The organism is Inquilinus ginsengisoli, from assembly GCF_050434925.1.
Classification (GTDB): Bacteria; Pseudomonadota; Alphaproteobacteria; order DSM-16000; family Inquilinaceae; genus Inquilinus; species Inquilinus ginsengisoli_B.
Genome location: NZ_JBNDJK010000001.1, coordinates 7,931,006 through 7,950,853 on the forward strand (window position 1 = coordinate 7,931,006; position 19,848 = coordinate 7,950,853).

Annotated in this window: 19 protein-coding genes and 1 pseudogene; 13 read left to right on the forward strand and 7 right to left on the reverse strand. The window is 69.4% G+C overall.

What is annotated here, in order from left to right; genetic code table 11:
• The first annotated feature begins 134 nt into the window (after positions 1-134).
• From QFZ27_RS36945 to QFZ27_RS36970, 6 genes are all read left to right on the forward strand, one after another.
• Complete coding sequence (locus tag QFZ27_RS36945; RefSeq protein WP_429231858.1) at positions 135-1,694, forward strand: sugar ABC transporter ATP-binding protein; 1,560 nt, start codon at positions 135-137, stop codon at positions 1,692-1,694.
• 336 nt (positions 1,695-2,030) lie between these two features.
• Positions 2,031-3,134 (forward strand): ABC transporter permease, encoded by a 1,104-nt coding sequence (locus tag QFZ27_RS36950; protein WP_429231860.1) that lies wholly within the window; start codon positions 2,031-2,033, stop codon positions 3,132-3,134.
• 1 nt (position 3,135) lies between these two features.
• Positions 3,136-4,245 (forward strand): ABC transporter substrate-binding protein, encoded by a 1,110-nt coding sequence (locus QFZ27_RS36955; RefSeq protein ID WP_429231862.1) that lies wholly within the window; start codon positions 3,136-3,138, stop codon positions 4,243-4,245.
• A 46-nt stretch (positions 4,246-4,291) separates the two neighbouring features.
• Positions 4,292-5,548: an LVIVD repeat-containing protein gene (locus QFZ27_RS36960; RefSeq protein ID WP_429231864.1), complete on the forward strand. Its 1,257-nt coding sequence runs from the start codon at positions 4,292-4,294 to the stop codon at positions 5,546-5,548.
• A gap of 135 nt (positions 5,549-5,683) precedes the next feature.
• The gene (acs, locus tag QFZ27_RS36965) at positions 5,684-7,627 is read left to right on the forward strand and encodes an acetate--CoA ligase (protein ID WP_429231866.1); all 1,944 of its coding nucleotides are present in this window, start codon (positions 5,684-5,686) and stop codon (positions 7,625-7,627) included.
• A 26-nt stretch (positions 7,628-7,653) separates the two neighbouring features.
• Positions 7,654-7,869 (forward strand): type II toxin-antitoxin system Phd/YefM family antitoxin, encoded by a 216-nt coding sequence (locus QFZ27_RS36970; RefSeq protein ID WP_429231867.1) that lies wholly within the window; start codon positions 7,654-7,656, stop codon positions 7,867-7,869.
• A 249-nt stretch (positions 7,870-8,118) separates the two neighbouring features.
• Here the strand turns inward: QFZ27_RS36970 and QFZ27_RS36975 are convergent, their stop codons facing one another.
• Genes QFZ27_RS36975 through QFZ27_RS36985 form a run of 3 tightly spaced genes read right to left on the reverse strand, consistent with a single transcriptional unit; the run spans position 8,119 to position 9,990 of the window.
• Complete coding sequence (locus QFZ27_RS36975; protein WP_429231869.1) at positions 8,119-8,418, reverse strand: AzlD family protein; 300 nt, start codon at positions 8,416-8,418, stop codon at positions 8,119-8,121.
• Positions 8,415-9,113, reverse strand: coding sequence for an AzlC family ABC transporter permease (locus QFZ27_RS36980; protein ID WP_429231871.1), 699 nt, complete (start codon positions 9,111-9,113; stop codon positions 8,415-8,417). The genes QFZ27_RS36975 and QFZ27_RS36980 overlap by 4 nt, the downstream gene beginning before the upstream one ends.
• A 16-nt stretch (positions 9,114-9,129) precedes the next feature.
• Positions 9,130-9,990, reverse strand: coding sequence for a helix-turn-helix domain-containing protein (locus QFZ27_RS36985; RefSeq protein ID WP_429231872.1), 861 nt, complete (start codon positions 9,988-9,990; stop codon positions 9,130-9,132).
• Positions 9,991-10,161: 171 nt separating this feature from the next.
• Here QFZ27_RS36985 and QFZ27_RS36990 point away from each other — a divergent pair, with 171 nt between their 5' ends.
• Positions 10,162-10,926, forward strand: coding sequence for a class I SAM-dependent methyltransferase (locus tag QFZ27_RS36990; protein WP_429231873.1), 765 nt, complete (start codon positions 10,162-10,164; stop codon positions 10,924-10,926).
• Positions 10,923-11,840: a DMT family transporter gene (locus QFZ27_RS36995; protein WP_429231875.1), complete on the forward strand. Its 918-nt coding sequence runs from the start codon at positions 10,923-10,925 to the stop codon at positions 11,838-11,840. The genes QFZ27_RS36990 and QFZ27_RS36995 overlap by 4 nt, the downstream gene beginning before the upstream one ends.
• 8 nt (positions 11,841-11,848) lie before the next feature.
• Here the strand turns inward: QFZ27_RS36995 and QFZ27_RS37000 are convergent, their stop codons facing one another.
• The 4 genes from QFZ27_RS37000 to QFZ27_RS37015 all read right to left on the reverse strand — a co-directional run bounded on the left by QFZ27_RS37000 (position 11,849) and on the right by QFZ27_RS37015 (position 14,342).
• Positions 11,849-12,031, reverse strand: coding sequence for a hypothetical protein (locus QFZ27_RS37000; protein WP_429231877.1), 183 nt, complete (start codon positions 12,029-12,031; stop codon positions 11,849-11,851).
• Positions 12,032-12,167: 136 nt separating this feature from the next.
• A complete protein-coding gene (locus tag QFZ27_RS37005) occupies positions 12,168-12,554 on the reverse strand; it encodes a hypothetical protein (RefSeq protein ID WP_429231878.1) in 387 nt (128 codons plus the stop codon).
• A 153-nt stretch (positions 12,555-12,707) separates the two neighbouring features.
• Positions 12,708-13,550, reverse strand: a complete 843-nt coding sequence (locus QFZ27_RS37010; protein WP_429231880.1) for a fumarylacetoacetate hydrolase family protein — start codon at positions 13,548-13,550, stop codon at positions 12,708-12,710.
• A 48-nt stretch (positions 13,551-13,598) separates the two neighbouring features.
• The gene (locus QFZ27_RS37015) at positions 13,599-14,342 is read right to left on the reverse strand and encodes an SDR family oxidoreductase (RefSeq protein ID WP_429231882.1); all 744 of its coding nucleotides are present in this window, start codon (positions 14,340-14,342) and stop codon (positions 13,599-13,601) included.
• A 142-nt stretch (positions 14,343-14,484) separates the two neighbouring features.
• Here QFZ27_RS37015 and QFZ27_RS37020 point away from each other — a divergent pair, with 142 nt between their 5' ends.
• From QFZ27_RS37020 to oppB, 5 genes and pseudogenes are all read left to right on the forward strand, one after another.
• Positions 14,485-15,453, forward strand: a complete 969-nt coding sequence (locus tag QFZ27_RS37020) for a Gfo/Idh/MocA family protein (protein WP_429231883.1) — start codon at positions 14,485-14,487, stop codon at positions 15,451-15,453.
• 88 nt (positions 15,454-15,541) lie between these two features.
• Entirely contained in the window at positions 15,542-16,486 is a 945-nt protein-coding gene (locus QFZ27_RS37025; protein WP_429231884.1) for a DnaJ C-terminal domain-containing protein, read from the forward strand.
• 109 nt (positions 16,487-16,595) lie between these two features.
• Positions 16,596-17,663 (forward strand): COX15/CtaA family protein, encoded by a 1,068-nt coding sequence (locus QFZ27_RS37030; RefSeq protein WP_429231886.1) that lies wholly within the window; start codon positions 16,596-16,598, stop codon positions 17,661-17,663.
• A 247-nt stretch (positions 17,664-17,910) separates the two neighbouring features.
• A complete protein-coding gene (locus tag QFZ27_RS37035) occupies positions 17,911-19,515 on the forward strand; it encodes a peptide ABC transporter substrate-binding protein (RefSeq protein WP_429231887.1) in 1,605 nt (534 codons plus the stop codon).
• Between the two features lie 110 nt (positions 19,516-19,625).
• Positions 19,626-19,787, forward strand: a pseudogene (oppB, locus tag QFZ27_RS37040) (oligopeptide transporter permease); the annotation flags it as partial.
• Positions 19,788-19,848 lie beyond the last annotated feature (61 nt).

Consider the following 19,848-nt stretch of genomic DNA (forward strand, 5'->3'; position numbering starts at 1 on the left):
TGGCCGGGGCGCTCGATTGGCCCCTTCGCGTAAGATTATGGGCGATTTCCGGAAGACGCTCATCCGATCTTTCTGACACACTCGCTGCAACAATCCGCCCGGCCCGAGCCGAGGCGGGGTGCAGGAGGAAGCGCATGGAGCTGCGTTCGGCGCCGGCCGAGCCGGGCCCGCCTGCCGCGTCGGCGGTGCCGGTTCTGGAGTTCCGCGGCCTGGCCAAGCGCTTCGGCGGCACGCTGGCGGTCGACGGGCTGGACCTGGCGCTGCGCCCGGGCGAGATCCTGGCGCTACTGGGCCAGAACGGCGCCGGCAAATCCACCCTGATCAAGATGCTGGCCGGCGTGCACGCCCCCGATTCCGGCGAGATCCGGCTGAACGGCGCCGCCTATGACCCCCATTCTACGGAAGCGCGGTCCGGCCGCGGCCGGATCGCCTTCATCCACCAGGATCTCGGCCTGATCGACTGGATGACGGTGGCGGAGAACATCGCCTTCGCCCAGGGCTTCCCGCGGCGGCTGGGCCTGATCGACTGGCGCCGGGTCGAGGCCACGGCCCGCGCCTCGCTGGCCCTGGTGGCCGAGGGCATCGATCCCGGCCGGCGGGTGCAGACCCTGACCCGGACCGAGAAGTCGCTGGTGGCGATCGCCCGGGCGCTGGGCGCCCGCCCCGACATCCTGGTTCTCGACGAGCCCACCGCCAGCCTGCCGCAGGAAGAGGTCGAGGGGCTGTTCCGGGTGTTGCGCGGGCTGAAGTCGCGCGGCGTGTCGATGATCTACGTCTCGCACCGGCTGGACGAGGTCTACGCCATCGCCGACCGGCTGGCGGTGCTGCGCGACGGCCGGCTGGTGGCGGTGCAGGAGACCGCGGCGACCGAGCCCGAGGCGCTGGTGCGGCTGATCATCGGCCGGCCGCCGGAATCGCTGTTCGTGCGCCCGCCGCGCCGCGGCGGCGACGCCGTGCTGCGGCTGGAGGGCGCCGTGATCGGCGATGTCGGGCCGGTCGACCTGGCCGTGTCGGGCGGCGAGATCGTCGGCCTGGTCGGGCTGCGCGGCGCCGGGCAGGAGCTGGTCGGCCGCGCTTTGTTCGGCCTGCTGCCGCTGGAGGCCGGGACGGTGCGGCTGGACGGCGCGCCCTGCGACCTGGCCTCGCCGCCGCGGGCGATCGGCGCCGGCATCGGCTTCGTCGCCGCCGACCGCAACGCCGATTCGGTGGCCGCAGGCCTGAGCGTGCGCGAGAACATGTTCCTCAACCCCGCCGCCTGCGGCCGCGGCCTGCTGGCCTGGCGCGGCGCCGCCGACGAGGCGGCCGAGACGGCGCTGCTGGGCGGCCGGGTCGGGCTGCGGCCGAACGACCCCGCGGCACCGGTCGAGACCCTGTCCGGCGGCAACCAGCAGAAGGTGGTGCTGGCCCGCTGGCTGCGCATCGGCGGCCGGGTGCTGGTGCTGGAGGACCCGACCGCGGGGGTCGATGTCGGCGCCAAGGCCGAGATCTACCGCCTGCTGGCCGATGCGGTGCAGCGCGGTCTGGCCGTGATCCTGGTCTCGACCGATGTCGAGGAGGTCGCCCAGATCTGCCACCGCGCCGTGGTGTTCCGCGACGGCCGCATCGTCGCCGAGATCGACGAGGACGGCCTGTCGGTCGAGCGCCTGGTCCACGCCGTCTCGCTGGCGCCCGATGCCCGGGAGTCGGTGCAGTGAGGGCGTCCCGCACCGGAGCGCTGCCTCTCCCGGCTGCAGGGTTCTTTCAGTATAGCCGAAGCCTATCCCTTTTTAGTCCCCCCTCCCCTTGCGGGAGGGGGGCTGGGGGAGGGGTCTGCGCGCGTCCGCGCGCGAATGCGCAAAGGACCGGCTTCGCTATCCAGGCTGGATCGCCAGAGTTCAGGCCGGCTCCGGCGGTGAAAACCCCCTCCCCCTATCCCCCTCCCGCGAGGGGAGGGGGGACTCATTTGGTTTTCGGCGGATATCCGACCGCTCCCGCCCCGCGGGCGAGGCCACGCAACATCAACCGCCGCTGACAGGAAGGGCCGACCCCGCATGCAGTCGATCAAGTCGAACGCCCTGGAGCCGACGCGGCTGGAGCTTGCCGCCCTCAACCCGGCGCAGCGGGTCGCCCGGCTGCTGCCGGTCTACGGCCTGCCGATCCTGACCGTCGTCCTGATCCTGCTGTTCTCGCTGCTGCTGCCGCGCACCTTCCCGACCATGCTGAACCTGCGCTCGATCCTGGGCGACAAGTCGGTGATCGCGCTGCTGTCGCTGGCCGCGATGATCCCGATGATGGCGGGGCGGATCGACCTGACCGTCGGCTACGGCATCGTGCTGTGGCACATCGTGGCGATCGCGCTGCAGACCCAGCTCGGCCTCCCCTGGGGCGTGGCGGTGGTCGTCGTGCTGCTGCTCGGCTGCGTCCTCGGCGCCATCAACGGCCTGCTGGTCGAGGTGGCGCGGATCGACAGCTTCATCGCCACGCTCGGCACCGGCACGGTGCTGTACGCCATCGCCCTCTGGTACACCGAGGGCCGCCAGGTCATCGGCGTGCTGCCGAACGGCTTCCTGGCGCTGTACACGCTGCAGGTCTTCGGCATCCCGATCGCCGCCTTCTATGTCCTGGCGATCGGGCTGATGCTGTGGATCGCCGCCGAGTTCCTGCCGGTCGGCCGCTGCCTCTACGCCATCGGCGCCAATCCGCGGGCGGCAGAGCTGAACGGCATCCCGACCCGGCGCTACGTCATCGGCGCCTTCGTCGCCTCCGGCCTGCTCGGCGCCCTCGCCGGCATCGTGCTGGCGGCGAAGCTCAGGATCGGCCAGGCCAGCGTCGGGCTTGAGTTCCTGCTGCCGGCCCTGGTCGGCGCCTTCCTCGGATCGACCACGATCAAGCCCGGCCGGGTCAATGTCTGGGGCACGCTGATCGGCGTCGCCATCCTGGCGGTCGGCATCTCCGGCATCCAGCAGCTGGGCGGCGCCTTCTATGTCGAGCCGCTGTTCAACGGCCTGACCCTGCTGCTGGCGATCGGCCTGGCCGGCTACGCCCAGCGCAAGCGTGGCCTGGCCCGCCGCCGGCGGCCGGACGGCCCCGAAGCATCCACCACAACCGGCGCCGCGACGGCCGCCGGACAACCAAACGAAACTGGGAGGATCTGAGATGATACGGCGTTCGGCACTGGCATCGGCACTTCTGCTCGCGACCCTGATGGCGGCCCCTCTTCCGGCGGTGGCGCAGGACGCCGTCGCCGCGGCCAAGGCGGTGGTCGAGAAGGTGATCAGGCCCAACCCGCCCTGGGATGGCCCCACCACCGGGCCGAAGCTGCAATCCGGCAAGACCGTGGTCTATGTCTCGGCCGACCAGCGCAACGGCGGGGCCCGCGGCGTCGCCGAGGGCATGGACGAGGCGGCGAAGCTGGCCGGCTGGGACTTCCGCGTGATCGACGGCCAGGGCACCGTCTCCGGCCGGTCCGCCGCGATGAACCAGGCGATCGCGCTGAAGCCGGACGCGATCGTGCTGGGCGCGCTCGACGCCGCCGAGCAGGCTGCCCCGATCGAGGACGCGGCGAAGCAGAAGATCGTCATCGTCGGCTGGCATTCCTTCGCCAAGCCGGGGCCGAGCGACACGCTGCCGGTGTTCACCAACATCACCACCGACCCGCTGGAGGTGGCCCGCGCCGCCGCCTCCTACGCCATCGCCGATTCGGACGGCAAGGCCGGCGTCGTCATCTTCACCGACTCGGTCTACCGCATCGCCATCGCCAAGTCGGACGCCATGGCCGAGGTGATCCGCGGCTGCCCGGGCTGCAAGGTGCTGTCGGTCGAGGACACGCCGCTGAGCGACACCGGCACCCGGATGGGGCCGCTGACCACGGCGCTGCTGCAGCGCTTCGGCGATGAGTGGACCTACGCGCTGGGCATCAACGATCTGTATTTCGACTTCATGGCGCCGTCGCTGGCCTCGGCCGGCATTGGCGGCGACGGCAGGCCGCACAACGTCTCGGCCGGCGACGGCAGCGAGGTCGCGTTCCAGCGGATCCGCGCCAACCAGTACCAGGTCGGCACCGTGGCCGAGCCTTTGCGCCTGCATGGCTGGCAACTGGTCGACGAGCTGAACCGCGCCTTCGCCGGCGAGAAGGCCAGCGGCTATGTCGCGCCCGCGCATCTGTTCACCCCGGCCAACATCAAGGCCGATGGCGGGCCGGACAATGTCTACGACCCGGAGAACGGCTACCGCGACGCCTACAAGAAGATCTGGGGCGTCAACTGACCCGGGGGCGCCTGGCGCCCCCTCCCTCACACCCAGGGCAGAGCCAATGAGCGACCTCCCGACCCCCGACCATGCCCGGAACCTGACGCTGATCGGCCACAGCGACCAGGGCGGCCGGCCGGACGGCGTGCAACTGATGATCCATCGCGGCCACGCCTATACCGGGCACATGTTCTCCAAGGGGTTCAGCGTCATCGACGTGCGCGACCCGCGCGCCCCCAAACCCGTGGCCTATGTGCCGGCGCCGCCCGGCACCTGGAACATCCACCTGCAGACCCATGACGACCTGCTTCTGGTGATCAACGCCAAGGACATGTTCGCGGCGGCGGAGTTCCAGGACGAGCGCGCCTATTACAAGGGCGCGCTGGGCGAGAAGGTCGGCACCGCGGCGACGACGCAGCCGGCCGAGCGGAACTGGACCGCCGGGATGGCCGTCTACGACATCTCCAAGCCGGCGGCGCCGCGGCAGATCGGCTTCATGCCGGTCGAGGGCGGCGGCGTGCACCGGATCTGGTACACCGGCGGCCGCTGGGCCTATGTCTCGGCCCTGCTCGACGGCTTCACCGACTACATCTTCATGACCGTCGACATGAGCGACCCGACGAAGCCGCGCGCCGCCGGCCGCTACTGGCTGCCCGGCATGAACCTGGCGGCGGGCGAGAAGCCGGACTGGCCGGCGCAGCGCCGCTACGGCCTGCACCACCCGATCATCCATGGCGACACCGCCTATGGCGCCTGGCGCGACGCCGGGCTGGTGATGATCGACGTGGCCGACCGCGCCGACCCGAAGCTGATCGTGCATCGCAACTGGAGCCCACCCTTCGGCGGCGGCACCCACAACTGCCTGCCGCTGCCGGATCGCGACCTGCTGGTGGTGCTGGACGAGGCGGTGCTGGACCACCAGGAGGACGGGGTCAAGCACATCTGGCTGTTCGACATCCGCGAGCCGGCGAATCCGATCAGCATCTCGACCTTCCCGCGGCCGGACGAGGCCGACTACGCCGCCAAGGGCGGGCATTTCGGGCCGCACAATGTGCACGAGAACCGGCCGGGCAGCTTCGTCAGCTCGGAGCTGATCTTCTCGACCTGGCAGAATGCCGGGATCCGGGTGCACGACATCCGCGACCCGTTCCGCCCGGTCGAGACCGCGGCCCTGGTGCCGGCCACGCCCAGCCGCCTGGTCGACCGCCGGCCGAACCGGGCCCGGGTGGTCCAGTCCTGCGACATCTTCGTCGACGCCCAGGGGCTGGTCTACGCCAACGACTACAATGGCGGGCTGTCGATCATGCAGTATACCGGTTAAGCGATCGCCTCGCTGCGTCTCTCCCGATCAAGCCGTGGCCATGGGCGGGGTCGTCTTGCTATGAATGCGGGATCGTCCGGCCGGGGTGCGCCCACCCGGCCGGCGCGGAGAGAAAAGATCGATCGGGGAGACCCCATGAGCAGCGACACCAGCCTTTTTCCCGTGTCCGACGACTGGGCCAAGCGCGCCTGGGTGGATGCCGCCCAGTATGAAAAGCTGTACGAGCGTTCGGTCAATGATCCCGAGGGCTTCTGGGCCGTGCACGGCAAGCGGGTCGATTGGATCAAGCCGTTCACCAAGGTCAAGAACACCAGCTACACCGGCGACGTCCGGATCCGCTGGTTCGAGGACGGCACGCTGAACGCCGCCTACAACTGCATCGACCGGCATCTGGCCAAGCGCGCCGACCAGACCGCGATCATCTGGGAAGGCGACGACCCGAAGGACAGCCGCCACATCACCTATCGCGAGTTGCACGAGCAGGTGTGCCGCCTGGCCAATGTGCTGAAGGCGCGCGGCGTCAAGAAGGGCGACCGGGTCACCATCTACCTGCCGATGATCCCGGAGGCGGCGTATGCCCTGCTGGCCTGCGCCCGGATCGGCGCCGTCCATTCCGTGGTGTTCGGCGGCTTCTCGCCCGACAGCCTGAAGGACCGCATCCTCGACTGCCGCTCGACCGTGCTGATCACCGCCGATGAAGGCCTGCGCGGCGGCCGCGCCGTGGCGCTGAAGGCCAATGCCGACGAGGCGCTGAAGAGCTGCCCGGAGGTCGACACCGTCATCGTCGTGCGCCGCACCGGCGGCAAGATCGGCTGGACCGAGGGCCGCGACCTCTGGCTGCACGAGGCCGCCGCCCAGGTCTCTGCCGACTGCCCGCCGGAGGAGATGAGCGCCGAGGACCCGCTGTTCATCCTCTACACCTCCGGCTCGACCGGCAAGCCGAAGGGGGTGCTGCACACCACCGGCGGCTACCTGGTCTATGCCGCGATGACCCACCAGTACGTCTTCGACTACCATGACGGGGACATCTACTGGTGCACTGCCGATGTCGGCTGGGTCACCGGGCACAGCTACATTCTGTACGGGCCGCTGGCGAACGGCGCCACCACGCTGATGTTCGAGGGCGTGCCGAACTATCCGGACACCTCGCGCTTCTGGCAGGTGGTGGACAAGCACAAGGTCAACATCTTCTACACCGCCCCGACCGCGATCCGCGCCCTGATGCGCGACGGCGAGGGGCCGGTGCAGAAGACCAGCCGCGCCTCGCTGCGGCTGCTCGGCTCGGTCGGTGAGCCGATCAACCCCGAGGCCTGGCTGTGGTACCACCGCGTGGTCGGCGACGGCCGCTGCCCGATCGTCGACACCTGGTGGCAGACCGAGACCGGCGGCATCCTGATCTCGCCGCTGCCCGGCGCCATCGCCCAGAAGCCCGGCTCGGCCACCCTGCCCTTCTTCGGGGTCAAGCCGCTGATCGTCGACGGCGACGGCAAGCCGCTGGAGGGCGCGGCCGAGGGCAATCTCTGCATCGCCGACAGCTGGCCGGGCCAGATGCGCACGGTGTTCGGCGACCATGAGCGCTTCATCCAGACCTACTTCGCCACCTTCAAGGGGCTGTACTTCACCGGCGACGGCTGCCGCCGCGACGCGGACGGCTATTACTGGATCACCGGCCGTGTCGACGACGTGCTGAACGTCTCCGGCCATCGCATGGGCACGGCCGAGGTCGAGAGCGCGCTGGTGGCCCATCCGAAGGTGGCCGAGGCCGCGGTGGTCGGCTATCCGCACGACATCAAGGGCCAGGGCATCTACGCCTATGTCACCCTGATCGCCGGCGAGCAGCCGACCGAGGAGCTCAGGAAAGAACTGGCGCAGTGGGTGCGCAAGCAGATCGGCCCGATCGCCACGCCGGACCTGATCCAGTGGGCGCCGGGCCTGCCGAAGACCCGGTCCGGCAAGATCATGCGCCGCATCCTGCGAAAGATCGCCGCCAACGAGCACGAAGCCCTGGGCGACACCTCCACCCTGGCCGACCCGGCGGTGGTGTCCGACCTCGTCGACAACCGGATGAACCGGGGGTAGGCGCCGCTTCGCGACTGGAGGTTGCCGTGTGGACCGTTGAAGACGCCAAGGTCCATCTGTCCGAAATCCTGCGGCGCGCCAGGGCTGGCGAGCCGCAGGTGATCGGGACCACAGATCCCTGCATCGTGATCTCGGCTCAGGCCTTCGAGGCGCTGACGAGACCTGACGACCAGCATCTCGGCCGCTGGCTGATCCAGCACGCACCTTCGGGAACCAAGATCGAACTGCCTCCTCGTACGTAGGAATCTGTCGATTTAGTGCGCGTTGCCTCTCCCGCTTGCGGGAGAGGTCGGGGACGCGAAGCGGCTCCGGGTGAGGGCTCGCGGCGGCGCAGCCGGGATCACCGCTTCAGGATGGGCAGATGATCGCTCGTTCATGGTAAGGTCAGTGAACGCGGCAGCGCCGCTGGCCCTCACCCGGACATCCTTCGGATGTCCGACCTCTCCCGCAAGCGGGAGAGGCTACGCGTTCGCACTACTCTGGAGCGCCCGTCAGACGACCGCCCGCAGCGCCACCACCGCGGCCACGCCCACCAGGATCGTGGCGAGCAGCGGCAGGCGGGTGGCGGCGAGCGCGGTGACCACCGCCGCCGCGGTCTCGGGCCAGCCGGTGGCCAGCACCATCGGCGCGATCACCGCGGTCAGCACCGCCGGCGGCGCCGCGTCGAACGCCGCCTTCAGCCGGCCCTGCAGCCGCAGCCGCCCGACCAGGAACAGGCCGGAGATCCGGGTCAGGTAGGTCACCGCCGCCATGCCCAGGATGGCGGCCAGGGTGGTCGGATCGACGCTCATGCCGGCACCTCCTCCGGCTCGGCGGCCAGCCAGGCGGCGGCGATGCCGGCCAGGGCGCCGGCGGCGACATGCCAGGGCGGGCCGGCCAGGTGATAGACCAGGGCGGCGGTGACCAGGCTGGCGGCGATGGTGACGGTGCTGCGATGGCCGCGCCAGAAGCCGACGACCAGGCCGATGAACAGCGCGGTGAAGGCGAAATCGGCGCCGATCCGGGACGGGTCACCGATCGCCGCGCCGACCACGGCGCCGAGCGTCCCCCACACCAGCCAGTTCAGATAGAAGAAGGCCCCCATCCCCAGGAAATAGGCCGGCGTCAGCGCCCGCCCCGCGGCCCGCCGCTCCGCCATCGCCCAGTTCTCGTCGGCCAGCACGGCATAGCCGAGCAGGCGCTGGCCCCAGGTGAAGTGCCCGGTACGGCGGGCCAGCGACAGGCTCATCAGGATGTGGCGGGAGTTGATCAGCAGGGTCGACAGCACCAGCGTCGCCACCGGCACGGGGTAGGACCACAGATCGATGGCCGCGAACTGGGCGCCGCCGGCGAAGACCAGGGCGCACATCAGCGCCATCTCGGCCGGCGACAGCCCCTTGGCGGCGCCGAGCGCGCCGCAGAGCAGGCCGATCGGGATCGCGGCGATGGCGGGCGGGAGGATATCGCGGATGCCGTCCAGGGCATCGCGCCGGAAGTCTCGGGTCATGCGGAAGCCGATGGGGTCAGAGGTGGAAGCCGGCCCGGTAGGCGCCGGGGGCAACGCCCAGCCGCGCCTTGAAGGCATGGGTCAGATGAGCCTGGTCGCAGAAGCCGGTGGCGGCCGCGACCTCGGCCGGCGCCTCGCCCGCCCGCAGCCGGCGCCGGGCCGCCTGGACGCGCAGGTTCAGCAGATAGGCGTGCGGCGTCATCCGCAGCTCGCGCCGGAACGCGCGGATCAGATGGTGGCGCGACAGCCCGGCCTCGGCCGCGAAATCGTCGAGCGACAGCTCCTCGGCATAGCGGTCGCGCATCAGCTCGGTCACCCGGGCGATGCGGCCCGAATCCGATGGCGCTTCGGCCGGGCGGAATGCGGCGTGGCGGATCAGGCAGCGGCCAAAGGCGCGCAGCAGCAGTTCCTCCATCGCCAGGGCGTCGCCCCGGGCCTGGGCGGCGAAGGCCTCGGCGAACAGCGCCACGGTCTCGGAGTCGTGCACCGCCGGCTGGGGGAAGAACGGGGTCTCGGTCACCGGCCGGCCGGCGATCTCCGACGCCAGGCGCCGCATCAGCGCGACCGAGGGATAGGTCATGCGGTAGCGGTAGCCGCCGCCATAGGGCTCGCCGTCATGCGCGTCCTCCGGGTTGACCAGAGCGAGGTCGCCGGCGCCGCCATAGCGCTGCTCGCCGCGGGCGAGAAAGGTCTCGCAGCCGGCGAAGATGCCGCCGATCGCATAGGTCTCGTGCATGTGCAGGGCATAGCGATGGGTGCGGAACGTCGCCTCCAGGCATTCCAGCCCGTCGAAGCCCGACACTGTGAAGAACCGCGACCGCTCGCTTTGCGCGAGCGGCTCGGCCGCCACCGCCTGTTCCTGCGTGATGCTGTCCATCGGCCCGATCATAGGGCCGGCGCCGGCCCGGTCTTGTAGAAAATCGGCATTATCGGAGCGAGCCTGCTTTGCGCCGTCACGACCGATACACCGATCGGGCATTGGCTCAGGGACGCCCGCCGGCGCGATAGTCTGCCGGCATAACAGGGCCCATACCCAAGGACCACCGCCATGAGCACGATCAAGGAAGCGCAGTCCTGGAGCGCCGAGGGCTATGCCCGCAATGCGCGCTTCGTCGCCGATCTGGGCCAGCCGGTGCTCGAGCTGCTGGCGCCGCGGCCGGGCGAGCGCATCCTCGATCTCGGCTGCGGCGACGGCGCCCTGACGACCAAGCTGGTTGCGGCCGGCGCCGAAGTGGTCGGCGCCGACGCCTCGGCCGAGCTGGTGGCCGCCGCGCGGGCCCTGGGGCTGGATGCGCGCATCGCCGACGGCCAAGCCTTGGCGTTCGGGCCCGAGTTCGATGCGGTGTTCAGCAATGCCGCGCTGCACTGGATGCGGCAGCCCGATGCCGTGATCGCCGGCGTCCGGCGGGCGCTGAAGCCGGCCGGACGCTTCGTCGGCGAGTTCGGCGGCCACGGCAATGTCGCGGCGATCGTGACCGCCCTGGTCGCGGCGCTGAACGCCCGCGGCCTGGACGGCGCCGCCCGGATCCCCTGGTTCTTCCCGACCCCGGCCGAATATGCGGCGAAGCTGGAGGCGCAGGGCTTCCGGGTCGACAGCATCGGCCTGGTGCCGCGGCCGACGCCGCTGCCCACCGGCATGCGCGGCTGGCTCGACACCTTCGCCAACCCGCTGCTCGACTGCATCGCCGGTGCGGCCCGGGCCGAGATCCTGGATGAGGTGGAGGCGCTGCTGGCGCCCAGCCTGCGCGACCAGTCCGGCAATTGGACCGCGGATTACGTCCGGCTGCGCTTCGCCGCGACCCTGGCGCCATGACCGCGGCGGCGGCGCGGACCGAGGGTGGCCGGCGCGGCGAGGCGGTCGGCTATCTGCTGGCGATCCTCGGCGTACTCGCCTTCTCCACCCGGCCGGTGCTGATCCGGCTGGGCTATGCCGAGGGCGTCGACGCCGAGACGCTGCTGGCGCTGCGCATGGGCCTGTCGCTGCCCTTCTTCGTGGCGATGTGGGCCTGGGCCCGGCGCCGCGCCGCGGGGCCGCTGGCGCCGGGCGACCTGCTGCGCACCGTGGCGCTGGGGCTGCTCGGCTACTGGATTGCCAGCTACTGCGACTTCCTGGGGCTGCGCACGGTGCCGGCCGGGCTGGGCCGGATCATCCTGTTCCTGTACCCGACCTTCGTGCTGATGCTATCGGCCGTGGTGCTCGGCCGCCGGCCGCAGCGGCGGGAGATCCTGTGCCTGGCGGTCGCCTATGCTGGGCTGTTCCTGGTGCTGGACGCCGCGGCCGACAGCTTCGACGCGGCCCGGCTGGGTGGCGCCGGGCTGATCCTGCTGAGCGCGCTGGGCTATGCCGCCTATCTGGTCTGGGGCAGCGAGACGGTACCGCGGATCGGCAGCACCCGCTTCACCGCCATCGCCATGATGTCGGCCTGCGTCGCCTGCATCGCCCAGTTCTTCGTGCTGCGCCCGGCCGACCACCTGCTGGTGTCGGGCAAAGTACTGGGCATCGCCGCCTGGATCGCGGTGATCGGCACGGTGCTGCCGGTCTGGGCGACCAGCGAGGCGCTGAAGCGGATCGGCGCGGCCCGGGCGGCGCTGCTGGGCGCGCTCGGCCCCGTCTCGACCATCCTCCTGGCCTGGGCCGGGATGGACGAAGGGCTGACGGGGCTGCAGGTTGTGGGAGCGCTGCTGGTGCTGGGCGGCGTCGGGCTGCTGACGCTGCCGCGACGCTGACCGCAAGCTCAAGACAACAGGGCGATGATCGCCGTGATGGCGCCGAGCACGACGGGTACGGCCACCCATGCGACCGCGACCTCGGACCAGGATATCTGGGCGGACCGGGACTCCGACTTCGAAGCGCACCAGCCGCGGCTCTGCGCCACCGTTTCGTCCGGCACGACGCCGGTCGTTCCGATGATGCTCATGTTCCAACTCCGCGCTGCATTCCAGCGCAACGCCCCGGCCGGACCATCCGACCGAGGCGCATTGACGACTATGGCGAAGTTGGCGGGCCGGCGCTGTGACCGAGGGCACAGACGGAGCAGAGAAGTCGCCGAGGGCTCAGCGCCAGTGGCCCTCGATCCAGACGCCGCGGCTCCAGAAGCCGGGCACCCAGGTCCGGGCGGGCGGCCCGGCATAAACCGCGCGCGGCGGCGGCGGTGCATAATAGACCGGCGGCGGGGGTCCATAGACCACTGGCGGCCCATAATAAACCGGGGGTGGCGGCGCATAGTAGACCGGAGGCGGCCCGTAGAGCGGCAGGCCGATGCCGATGTTGACGCCGGAATGCCAGCCGCCATGCCATCCGCCGCCCCACCCGCCGCCGCGCCACCAGGCCTCGGCCGGGGTGGACACCATCAGCGGCAGGGCCAACGCGGCGCCGAGAGCGGCGAAGACCGCGGCGCGACGCGGGGTGACGTGGAACACCTTCAACATGGTGAACACCATCTCTGCTGAACGCGGCACGCCGAAGCCGGCGTGTCTCTTGTCCTACACGAAGAGATGGTGCGCCGCCGTCGCCGGCGGCAAGGCGACTTACCGCAAATTAATGCGGCGGATGACACGGGCATGATGGCGCCCGTGTCATCCGGAGACTGGCCGTCAGGCCTGGACGGTCTTCTGCGCCTGCTCGCCCAGCTTCTCGATGCCGAGGCGGATGGTCTGGCCGGCCTTCAGGTACTTCGGCGGCTTCTGGCCCATGCCGACGCCCGGCGGAGTGCCGGTGGAGATGATGTCGCCGGTGCGCAGCCCCATGAACTGGCTGAGATAGCTGACCAGGAACGGCGTCTTGTAGACCATCGTCTTGGTCGAGCCGTTCTGGTAGCGGTGGCCGTCGACCTCCAGCCACATGTGCAGGTTGTCGTAGTCGCCGACCTCGTCCGGCGTCACCAGCCACGGGCCGGTCGGGCCGAAGGTGTCGCAGCTCTTGCCCTTGGTCCACTGACCGTGGCGCTCGGTCTGGAAGGCGCGCTCGGACACGTCGTTGATGACGCAGAAGCCGGCGACATGGCTCATCGCGTCGGCCTCCGACACGTATTTCGCCGGCTTGCCGATGACGATGCCGAGCTCGACCTCCCAGTCGGTCTTCTCGCTGGCGCGCGGGATCTCGACATCATCGTTCGGGCCGACGATGGCGCTGGTGGCCTTCATGAAGATGATCGGCTCCGGCGGCACGGTGGCGCCGGTCTCGGCGGCGTGGTCGGAGTAGTTCAGGCCGATGCAGATGAACTTGCCGGTGCCGGCGACGCAGGCACCGAGCCGCGGATTGCCGGAGACGACCGGCAGCGAGGACGGGTCGAGACCCTTCAGCCGGGCGATCCCGGCCGGGGTCAGCGCGTCGCCGGCGATGTCGGGGACCGCGCCCGACAGGTCGCGAATGCGGCCCTCGGCGTCGAGCAGGCCCGGCTTCTCCTGCCCCACGGGGCCGTAGCGCAGCAGCTTCATTGGTGTTCTCTCCCTGGAACGCGGGTGTTGGGCGGCCGGAAGCCGCGGTCAGATGGTGATGCCGCCGTCGACATTGATGGCTTGGCCGGTGAGGTAGGAGGCTTCGTCCGAGGCCAGGTACACGGCCAGCGACGCGATCTCCTCGGCGTTGCCGAGGCGACCCATCGGCTGGCGCGCCACGAAGGCGGCGCGCGCCTTCTCGACATCGCCCTGCGCCGCCATGCGGTCATGCAGGCTCGGCGTCTCCACCGTGCCCGGGCAGATGGCGTTGCAGCGGATGCCCTGGCCGACGAAATCGGCGGCGATCGACTTGGTCAGGCCCAGCACGGCCGCCTTGGTGGCACCGTAGACGAAGCGGTTCGGCAGGCCCTTGATCGAGGAGCAGACCGAGGCGACGTTGACGATGGTGCCGCCGCCGGCCCCGATCATCGCCGGCAGGAAGGCGCGGCACATGTGGTAGGCGGAGCGGACATTGAGGTTGAAGGAGAAATCCCAGTCCTTTTCCTCGCAGTCGAGGATGGTGCCGGCATGGACGAAGCCGGCGCAGTTGAACAGCACGTCGACGGCGCCGCGCTCGGCCGCATAGGCCTTGATCGCGTCATGGTCGAGCACGTCGAGCCGGGTGGTCGAGATCCCCGGCACCTCGGCCGCCAGCGCCTGCAGCGCGGCTTCGTTGATGTCGGTGGCGTGGACCGTCGCCCCTTCGCGGACGAAGGCCAGCGCCGTCGCCCGGCCGATCCCCTGCCCCGCCGCGGTCAGCACCGCCGTCTTGCCCGCCAGCCTGCCAGCCATGTCTTGAACCCGCTTGTTAAGTCGGACGTATTCCTCGCCCCGAGCGGCGCGCCCGTCAAGCGGAAGCGTATCACCGCTGGTCAAAGCGTGGGCAACAGCGTTAGGAAGGCGCAGCAGTGTTGCTGACGAGCGTGGAGACGACATGAAGCGGACCCGGACCGCGGTGATCGGGGCGGGCTATTTCGGCAGCCTGCACGCCGCCAAGCATGCGGAATTGCCCGAGGCCGAGCTGGTCGCGGTCTGCGACACCGACCCGGCCCGGGCCGGGGCGCTGGCGACCAAGCTGGGCGTTCGGGCGGTGAGCGACCTGTCCGAGCTGATCGGCCAGGTCGACGCGGTCAGCGTCGCGGTGCCCACCAACGCCCATTTCGACACGGCGCGCATTTGCCTGGAGGCCGGCATCCACGTGCTGATCGAGAAGCCGATCAGCAACACGCTGGAGGAGGCCGACGCGCTGAGCCGCCTGGCCGCCGACCGCAAGCTGGTGCTGCAGGTCGGCCATCTCGAGCGGTTCAACCCGGTGGTGCAGGGCCTGGCCAAGATCCTGGACCGGCCGCGCTACATCGAATGCCAGCGCATCTCCGCCTTCAAGCCGCGCGGCACCGACGTCAATGTCGTGCTCGACATGATGATCCACGACATCGACCTGGTGCTGAAGATCGTCGGCGCGCCGCTCGACCGGATCGACGCCGTCGGCGCGCCGGTGCTGAGCGAGGCCGACGACATCGTCAACGCCCGGCTGCAATTCGCCAATGGCTGCACCGCCACGGTGACGGCCAGCCGGGTCAGCTGGAAGCGCCACCGCACCATGCGGATCTTCCAGCAGGACGGCTACATCATGGTCGACCTGAGCGAGGCCAAGCTGACCTTCATCCGCAAGACCCGCGGCCGCGACGGCCAGCCGGAGCTGTACCAGGAAGAGCAGCAGTTCGAGACCGGCGACCCGCTGAAGCTGGAGATCCAGAGCTTCCTCGACAGCGTCGGCAACGGGCGCCCGCCGGCGGTCAGCGGGCCGGAAGGCCGGGCGGCGCTGGCCGCGGCGCTGGACATCACGCACCAGCTGGCCGACTGGCGCCGGAAGTTCCAGGACGGCGACGCAACCGCAAATTGAACGCCAGCAGGGCGCAGGGGAATGTTGAAACCGGGACGGCACGACATCATCTATCCGGATCAAAGACTTACCTCCCGAGATCCGAGCCATGGATGACCCGTATGCCGTGCTGGGCGTGGCCCGCACCGCCAGCGAGGACGAGATCCGGCGGGCCTATCGCAAGCTCGCCAAGAAGCACCACCCTGACCTGAACCAGGGCGACGCGCGCGCCGAGGACCGGTTCAAGGCGGTGTCGACCGCCTATGACCTGCTGAGCGACGCCGAAAAGCGCCGCCGCTTCGACGCCGGCGAGATCGACGCCAACGGCACCGAGCGCGGCTATGCCCGCCGGCCCGGCGGCGGCTGGCCCGGCGCAGGGGCCGGAAGCGGCGCCGGCGGCACCCGCTACCAGCGCACCGACAGCTATGATGCCTTCACCGACGCCGGCGACATCGACGATATCCTGCGCGGCATGTTCGGCCAGGGCGGCGCCCGGGCCGGCGGCGGCAAGGCCGGCGGCAAGGGCCGCGACATCAGTTACACGTTGCGGGCCGAATTCCGCTTGGCCGTCGAGGGCGGCGAGACCACGGTGACGCTCGCCGACGGCCGGTCGCTCAAGGTCACCCTGCCGGTCGGCCTGACCGACGGCCAGACTATCCGCCTGCGCGGCCAAGGCGAGAAAGGCGGCCGCGGCGTTCCCGGCGATGCGCTGATCGAGGTCCGGATCATCCCAGACCCGGTGCTGGAGCGCGACGGCAGCGACATCCGCATGACCCTGCCGATATCGCTGCAGGAGGCGGTTCTGGGCGGCCGGGTCGAGGTGCCGACGCTGCTGGGCCCGGTGATGCTGACCATCCCGAGGGGGTCGAACAGCGGCGCGGTGCTGCGGCTGAAGGGCAAGGGCGTGCGCAATCCCACCGGCAGCAATCGCGGCGACCAGTATGTCCGGCTGGCAGTCACCCTGCCCGACCCGGCCGATCCGGAGCTGGCCAGCTTCGTGGAGGAGTGGGGCGCCCGCCACCCCTACGACCCCCGCAAGGGAAAGATCCGGTAAAGGTTCGGCACAGTAAGTTGCCGCGGCATTTGTCCAAAACGATCGTCTTCCTATCCCTGCGACAAAAGCAGATTTGACGCCGCCGCGGGCCGGCGCGATAAGCCGGTTCATGCATTCCGCCCCCGCCGCCGCGGCCCTGCGCCCTGCCGCCGCTCCAGCCACGCGCTCCGTCGCGCTGTGGCTGTTCCTGTGCGCCGCCATGGTCTTCGCCATGGCGGTGATCGGTGCGATCACGCGGCTGACCGAGAGCGGCCTGTCGATCGTCGAATGGGCGCCGATCAAGGGCGCGCTGCCGCCGCTGTCGGACCAGGCTTGGGCGGATGCCTTCGCCGCCTACAAGGCGACGCCGGAATACCTCTACAAGAACACCGGCATGTCGCTGGAGGCGTTCCAGCAGATCTTCTTCTGGGAATGGCTGCACCGGCTGTGGGGCCGGGCGATTGGCCTGGTCTTCGCCGCCGGCCTGGCCTGGTTCTGGTGGCGCGGCGGCCTGGACCGCGGCCTGCGGCTGCGCCTGCTCGGCCTGCTGGTGCTGGGCGGGCTGCAGGGCGCGCTGGGCTGGTTCATGGTGATGAGCGGCCTGGTCGACCGGCCGTCGGTCAGCCATTACCGTCTGGCGGCGCATCTCGGCCTGGCCGTGCTGCTCTATGCCCTGATCCTATGGACCGCCTACGGGCTGGTGCTGCCGCGGCTGGGCGGCTTCGCCGGGGCGCGGTCCTTGCGCCGGCACGCCTCGTTCGCGATCGGCTGCGTCGCCGTCACCATGTGCTGGGGCGCTTTCGTCGCGGGGCTCGACGCCGGACAGGTCTACAACACCTTCCCGCTGATGGACGGGCGCCTGCTGCCGCCGCCGGAATCCTTCAGCATCATCCCGGCCTGGCTGAACTGGTTCGACAACACGGCCCTGGTGCAGTTCACCCATCGCTGGCTGGCGATCGGCACGTCCCTGGTGGTGCTGGCCCTCGCTTTCCGCTGCAGCCGCACGCCGGTGGTCGGCTGGGGCCATCTGGCCGGGCTGATGGTGGTGGTCCAGGTCGGCCTCGGCATCTCCACCTTGCTGGCACAGGTGCCGGTCTGGCTGGGGGCGATGCATCAGGCGGGCGCGCTGCTGCTGCTCGCCCTGCTGCTCGCGCTGCGTTTCGTAACCCGGCCGGTTTCGGAATCGCGGCTCAGATGAGGCCAAGAAGAAAGTAAAGAACAAGCGCAGAGCCGATTCGACACTTTCCTGTTTGCGACTTTTGCAAGGCATGAAACGCGCGCCGGATTCATAGCAGACCCGCGAATTCGATTGCTCAAATGCGGTCAAAACGATACCGTCCACGCCATCACTCCTCGCTGGTGGGAGACGGACGAGAGCGTGCCGTTTAGGCGTGCCTTGTAAACAAACCAGTGACCGGGAAACCGGAAACAGTAGGGGCGAACACATGCACAGCTTCACCAAAATCCTGGCGCGCGGGCTGCTCGCCGCCGCCCTCCTGGGCAGCGTTTCGAGCGCGGCCCTGGCCGAGATGGTATTCAACCGCGGCAACGGCTCCGAGCCGGAGACGCTGGATGTCCACAAATCCTCGGGCGTGCCTGAATCCTTCATCCAGATGGACCTCTATGAGGGCCTTCTGATGGCCGATGCCAAGGGCGAGCCGGTTCCCGGCCAGGCCGAAAGCTACACCCTCTCCGATGACGGCCTGACCTACACCTTCAAGCTGCGCCAGAACGCGAAGTGGTCGGACGGCACCCCGGTGACCGCCGAGGACTGGGTGTTCTCGATGCGCCGCCTGATCGACCCGAAGACGGCCAGCGACTACGGCTACTTCCTCGACCAGGTCGTCAATGCCCGCGACATCCGCGAGGGCAAGAACGGCAAGAAGCTGGAGGACATGGGCGTCAAGGCGATCGACGACCACACCCTCGAGATCAAGCTGGTCGCGCCGACCCCATACTTCCTGTCGTCGCTGCTGCACCACTCGACCCACCCGATCAGCAAGGCCAATTACGAGAAGTTCGGCGACGACTTCGTCAAGCCGGGCAACATGGTCTCGAACGGCGCCTACATGCTGGCCGAGGCGGTGCCGCAGGGCTACATCAAGGTGGTCAAGAACCCGAATTACTGGGATGCGGCCAACGTCAAGATCGACACGGTCATGTTCTACCCGACCGAGGACATCGACGCCGAGCTGCAGCGCTTCAAGGCCGGCGAGCTCGACATGACCTATGAGCTGCCGAGCCAGCAGATCCCGACCCTGAAGAAAGAGATCCCGGACCAGATCCACATCACGCCGTATTTCGGCACCTACTTCTACGCGTACAACCTCACCAAGGAGCCGTGGAAGAGCAACGCCGACCTGCGTCGCGCCCTGTATCTGGCGATCGACCGCGACACGCTGATCAAGCATGTGACGCAGGCCGACCAGCTGCCGGCCTACAGCTTCGTGCCGCCGGGCACCGACAACTACCCGGGCTTCGAGCCCGATGTGGCGAAGATGACCCAGGCCGAGCGCGACGCCCAGGCCAAGGAGCTGTTCGCCAAGGCCGGCTACGGCCCGGACAAGCCGCTGAAGCTTGAGATCACCTACAACACCAGCGAGAACCACAAGAAGGTGGCGGTCGCCATCGCCGCGATGTGGAAGAAGACGCTGGGCGTCGACGTCACCTTGCAGAACCAGGAATGGGGCACCTTCCAGGAGACGCGCGACAAGAAGCAGTTTCCGGACATCGCCCGCCACGGCTGGATCGGCGACTATAACGACGCCAACAACTTCCTGGAGCTGGAGACCGCCTATATCGGCGAGCAGAACACCTCGGGTTACGAAAATCCGAAGTTCGACGAGCTGATGAAGAAGGCCGGCCTCGAGACCGATCTCGGCAAGCGCGGCGAGCTGATGGTCGAAGCCGAGAAGATGATGATCCAGGATCTGCCGATCATCCCGATCTACTTCTACACCACCAAGCATGCCGTCTCGCCGGCCGTGAAGGGCTGGGAGGACAACGTGCAGGACTACCATCTGTCGCGCTGGCTCTCCGTCGAGCGGTAACAGCGGTTCCGTGACGATGCCCGCTCCCCGGTTCGCGCCGGAGGGCGGGCATCGCCCTTTTTACCCCCACGACATGTCCGACGTTCGGGCGGGGGCAGGGATATGAAACGATGCTGACCTATGCCGTGCGCCGCATCCTCGGCGCCATACCGACCATCCTGGTGATCATCGGGATCGCGTTCTTCATGATCCGGCTGGCGCCCGGCGGCCCCTTCGCCAGCGACAAGCCGCTGCCGATCGAGATCAAGCGGAACCTGGAGAAGGCCTATCACCTGGACGAGCCGCTCTACATGCAGTTCGGCCGCTATATGGGCAATGTCCTGCAGGGCGATT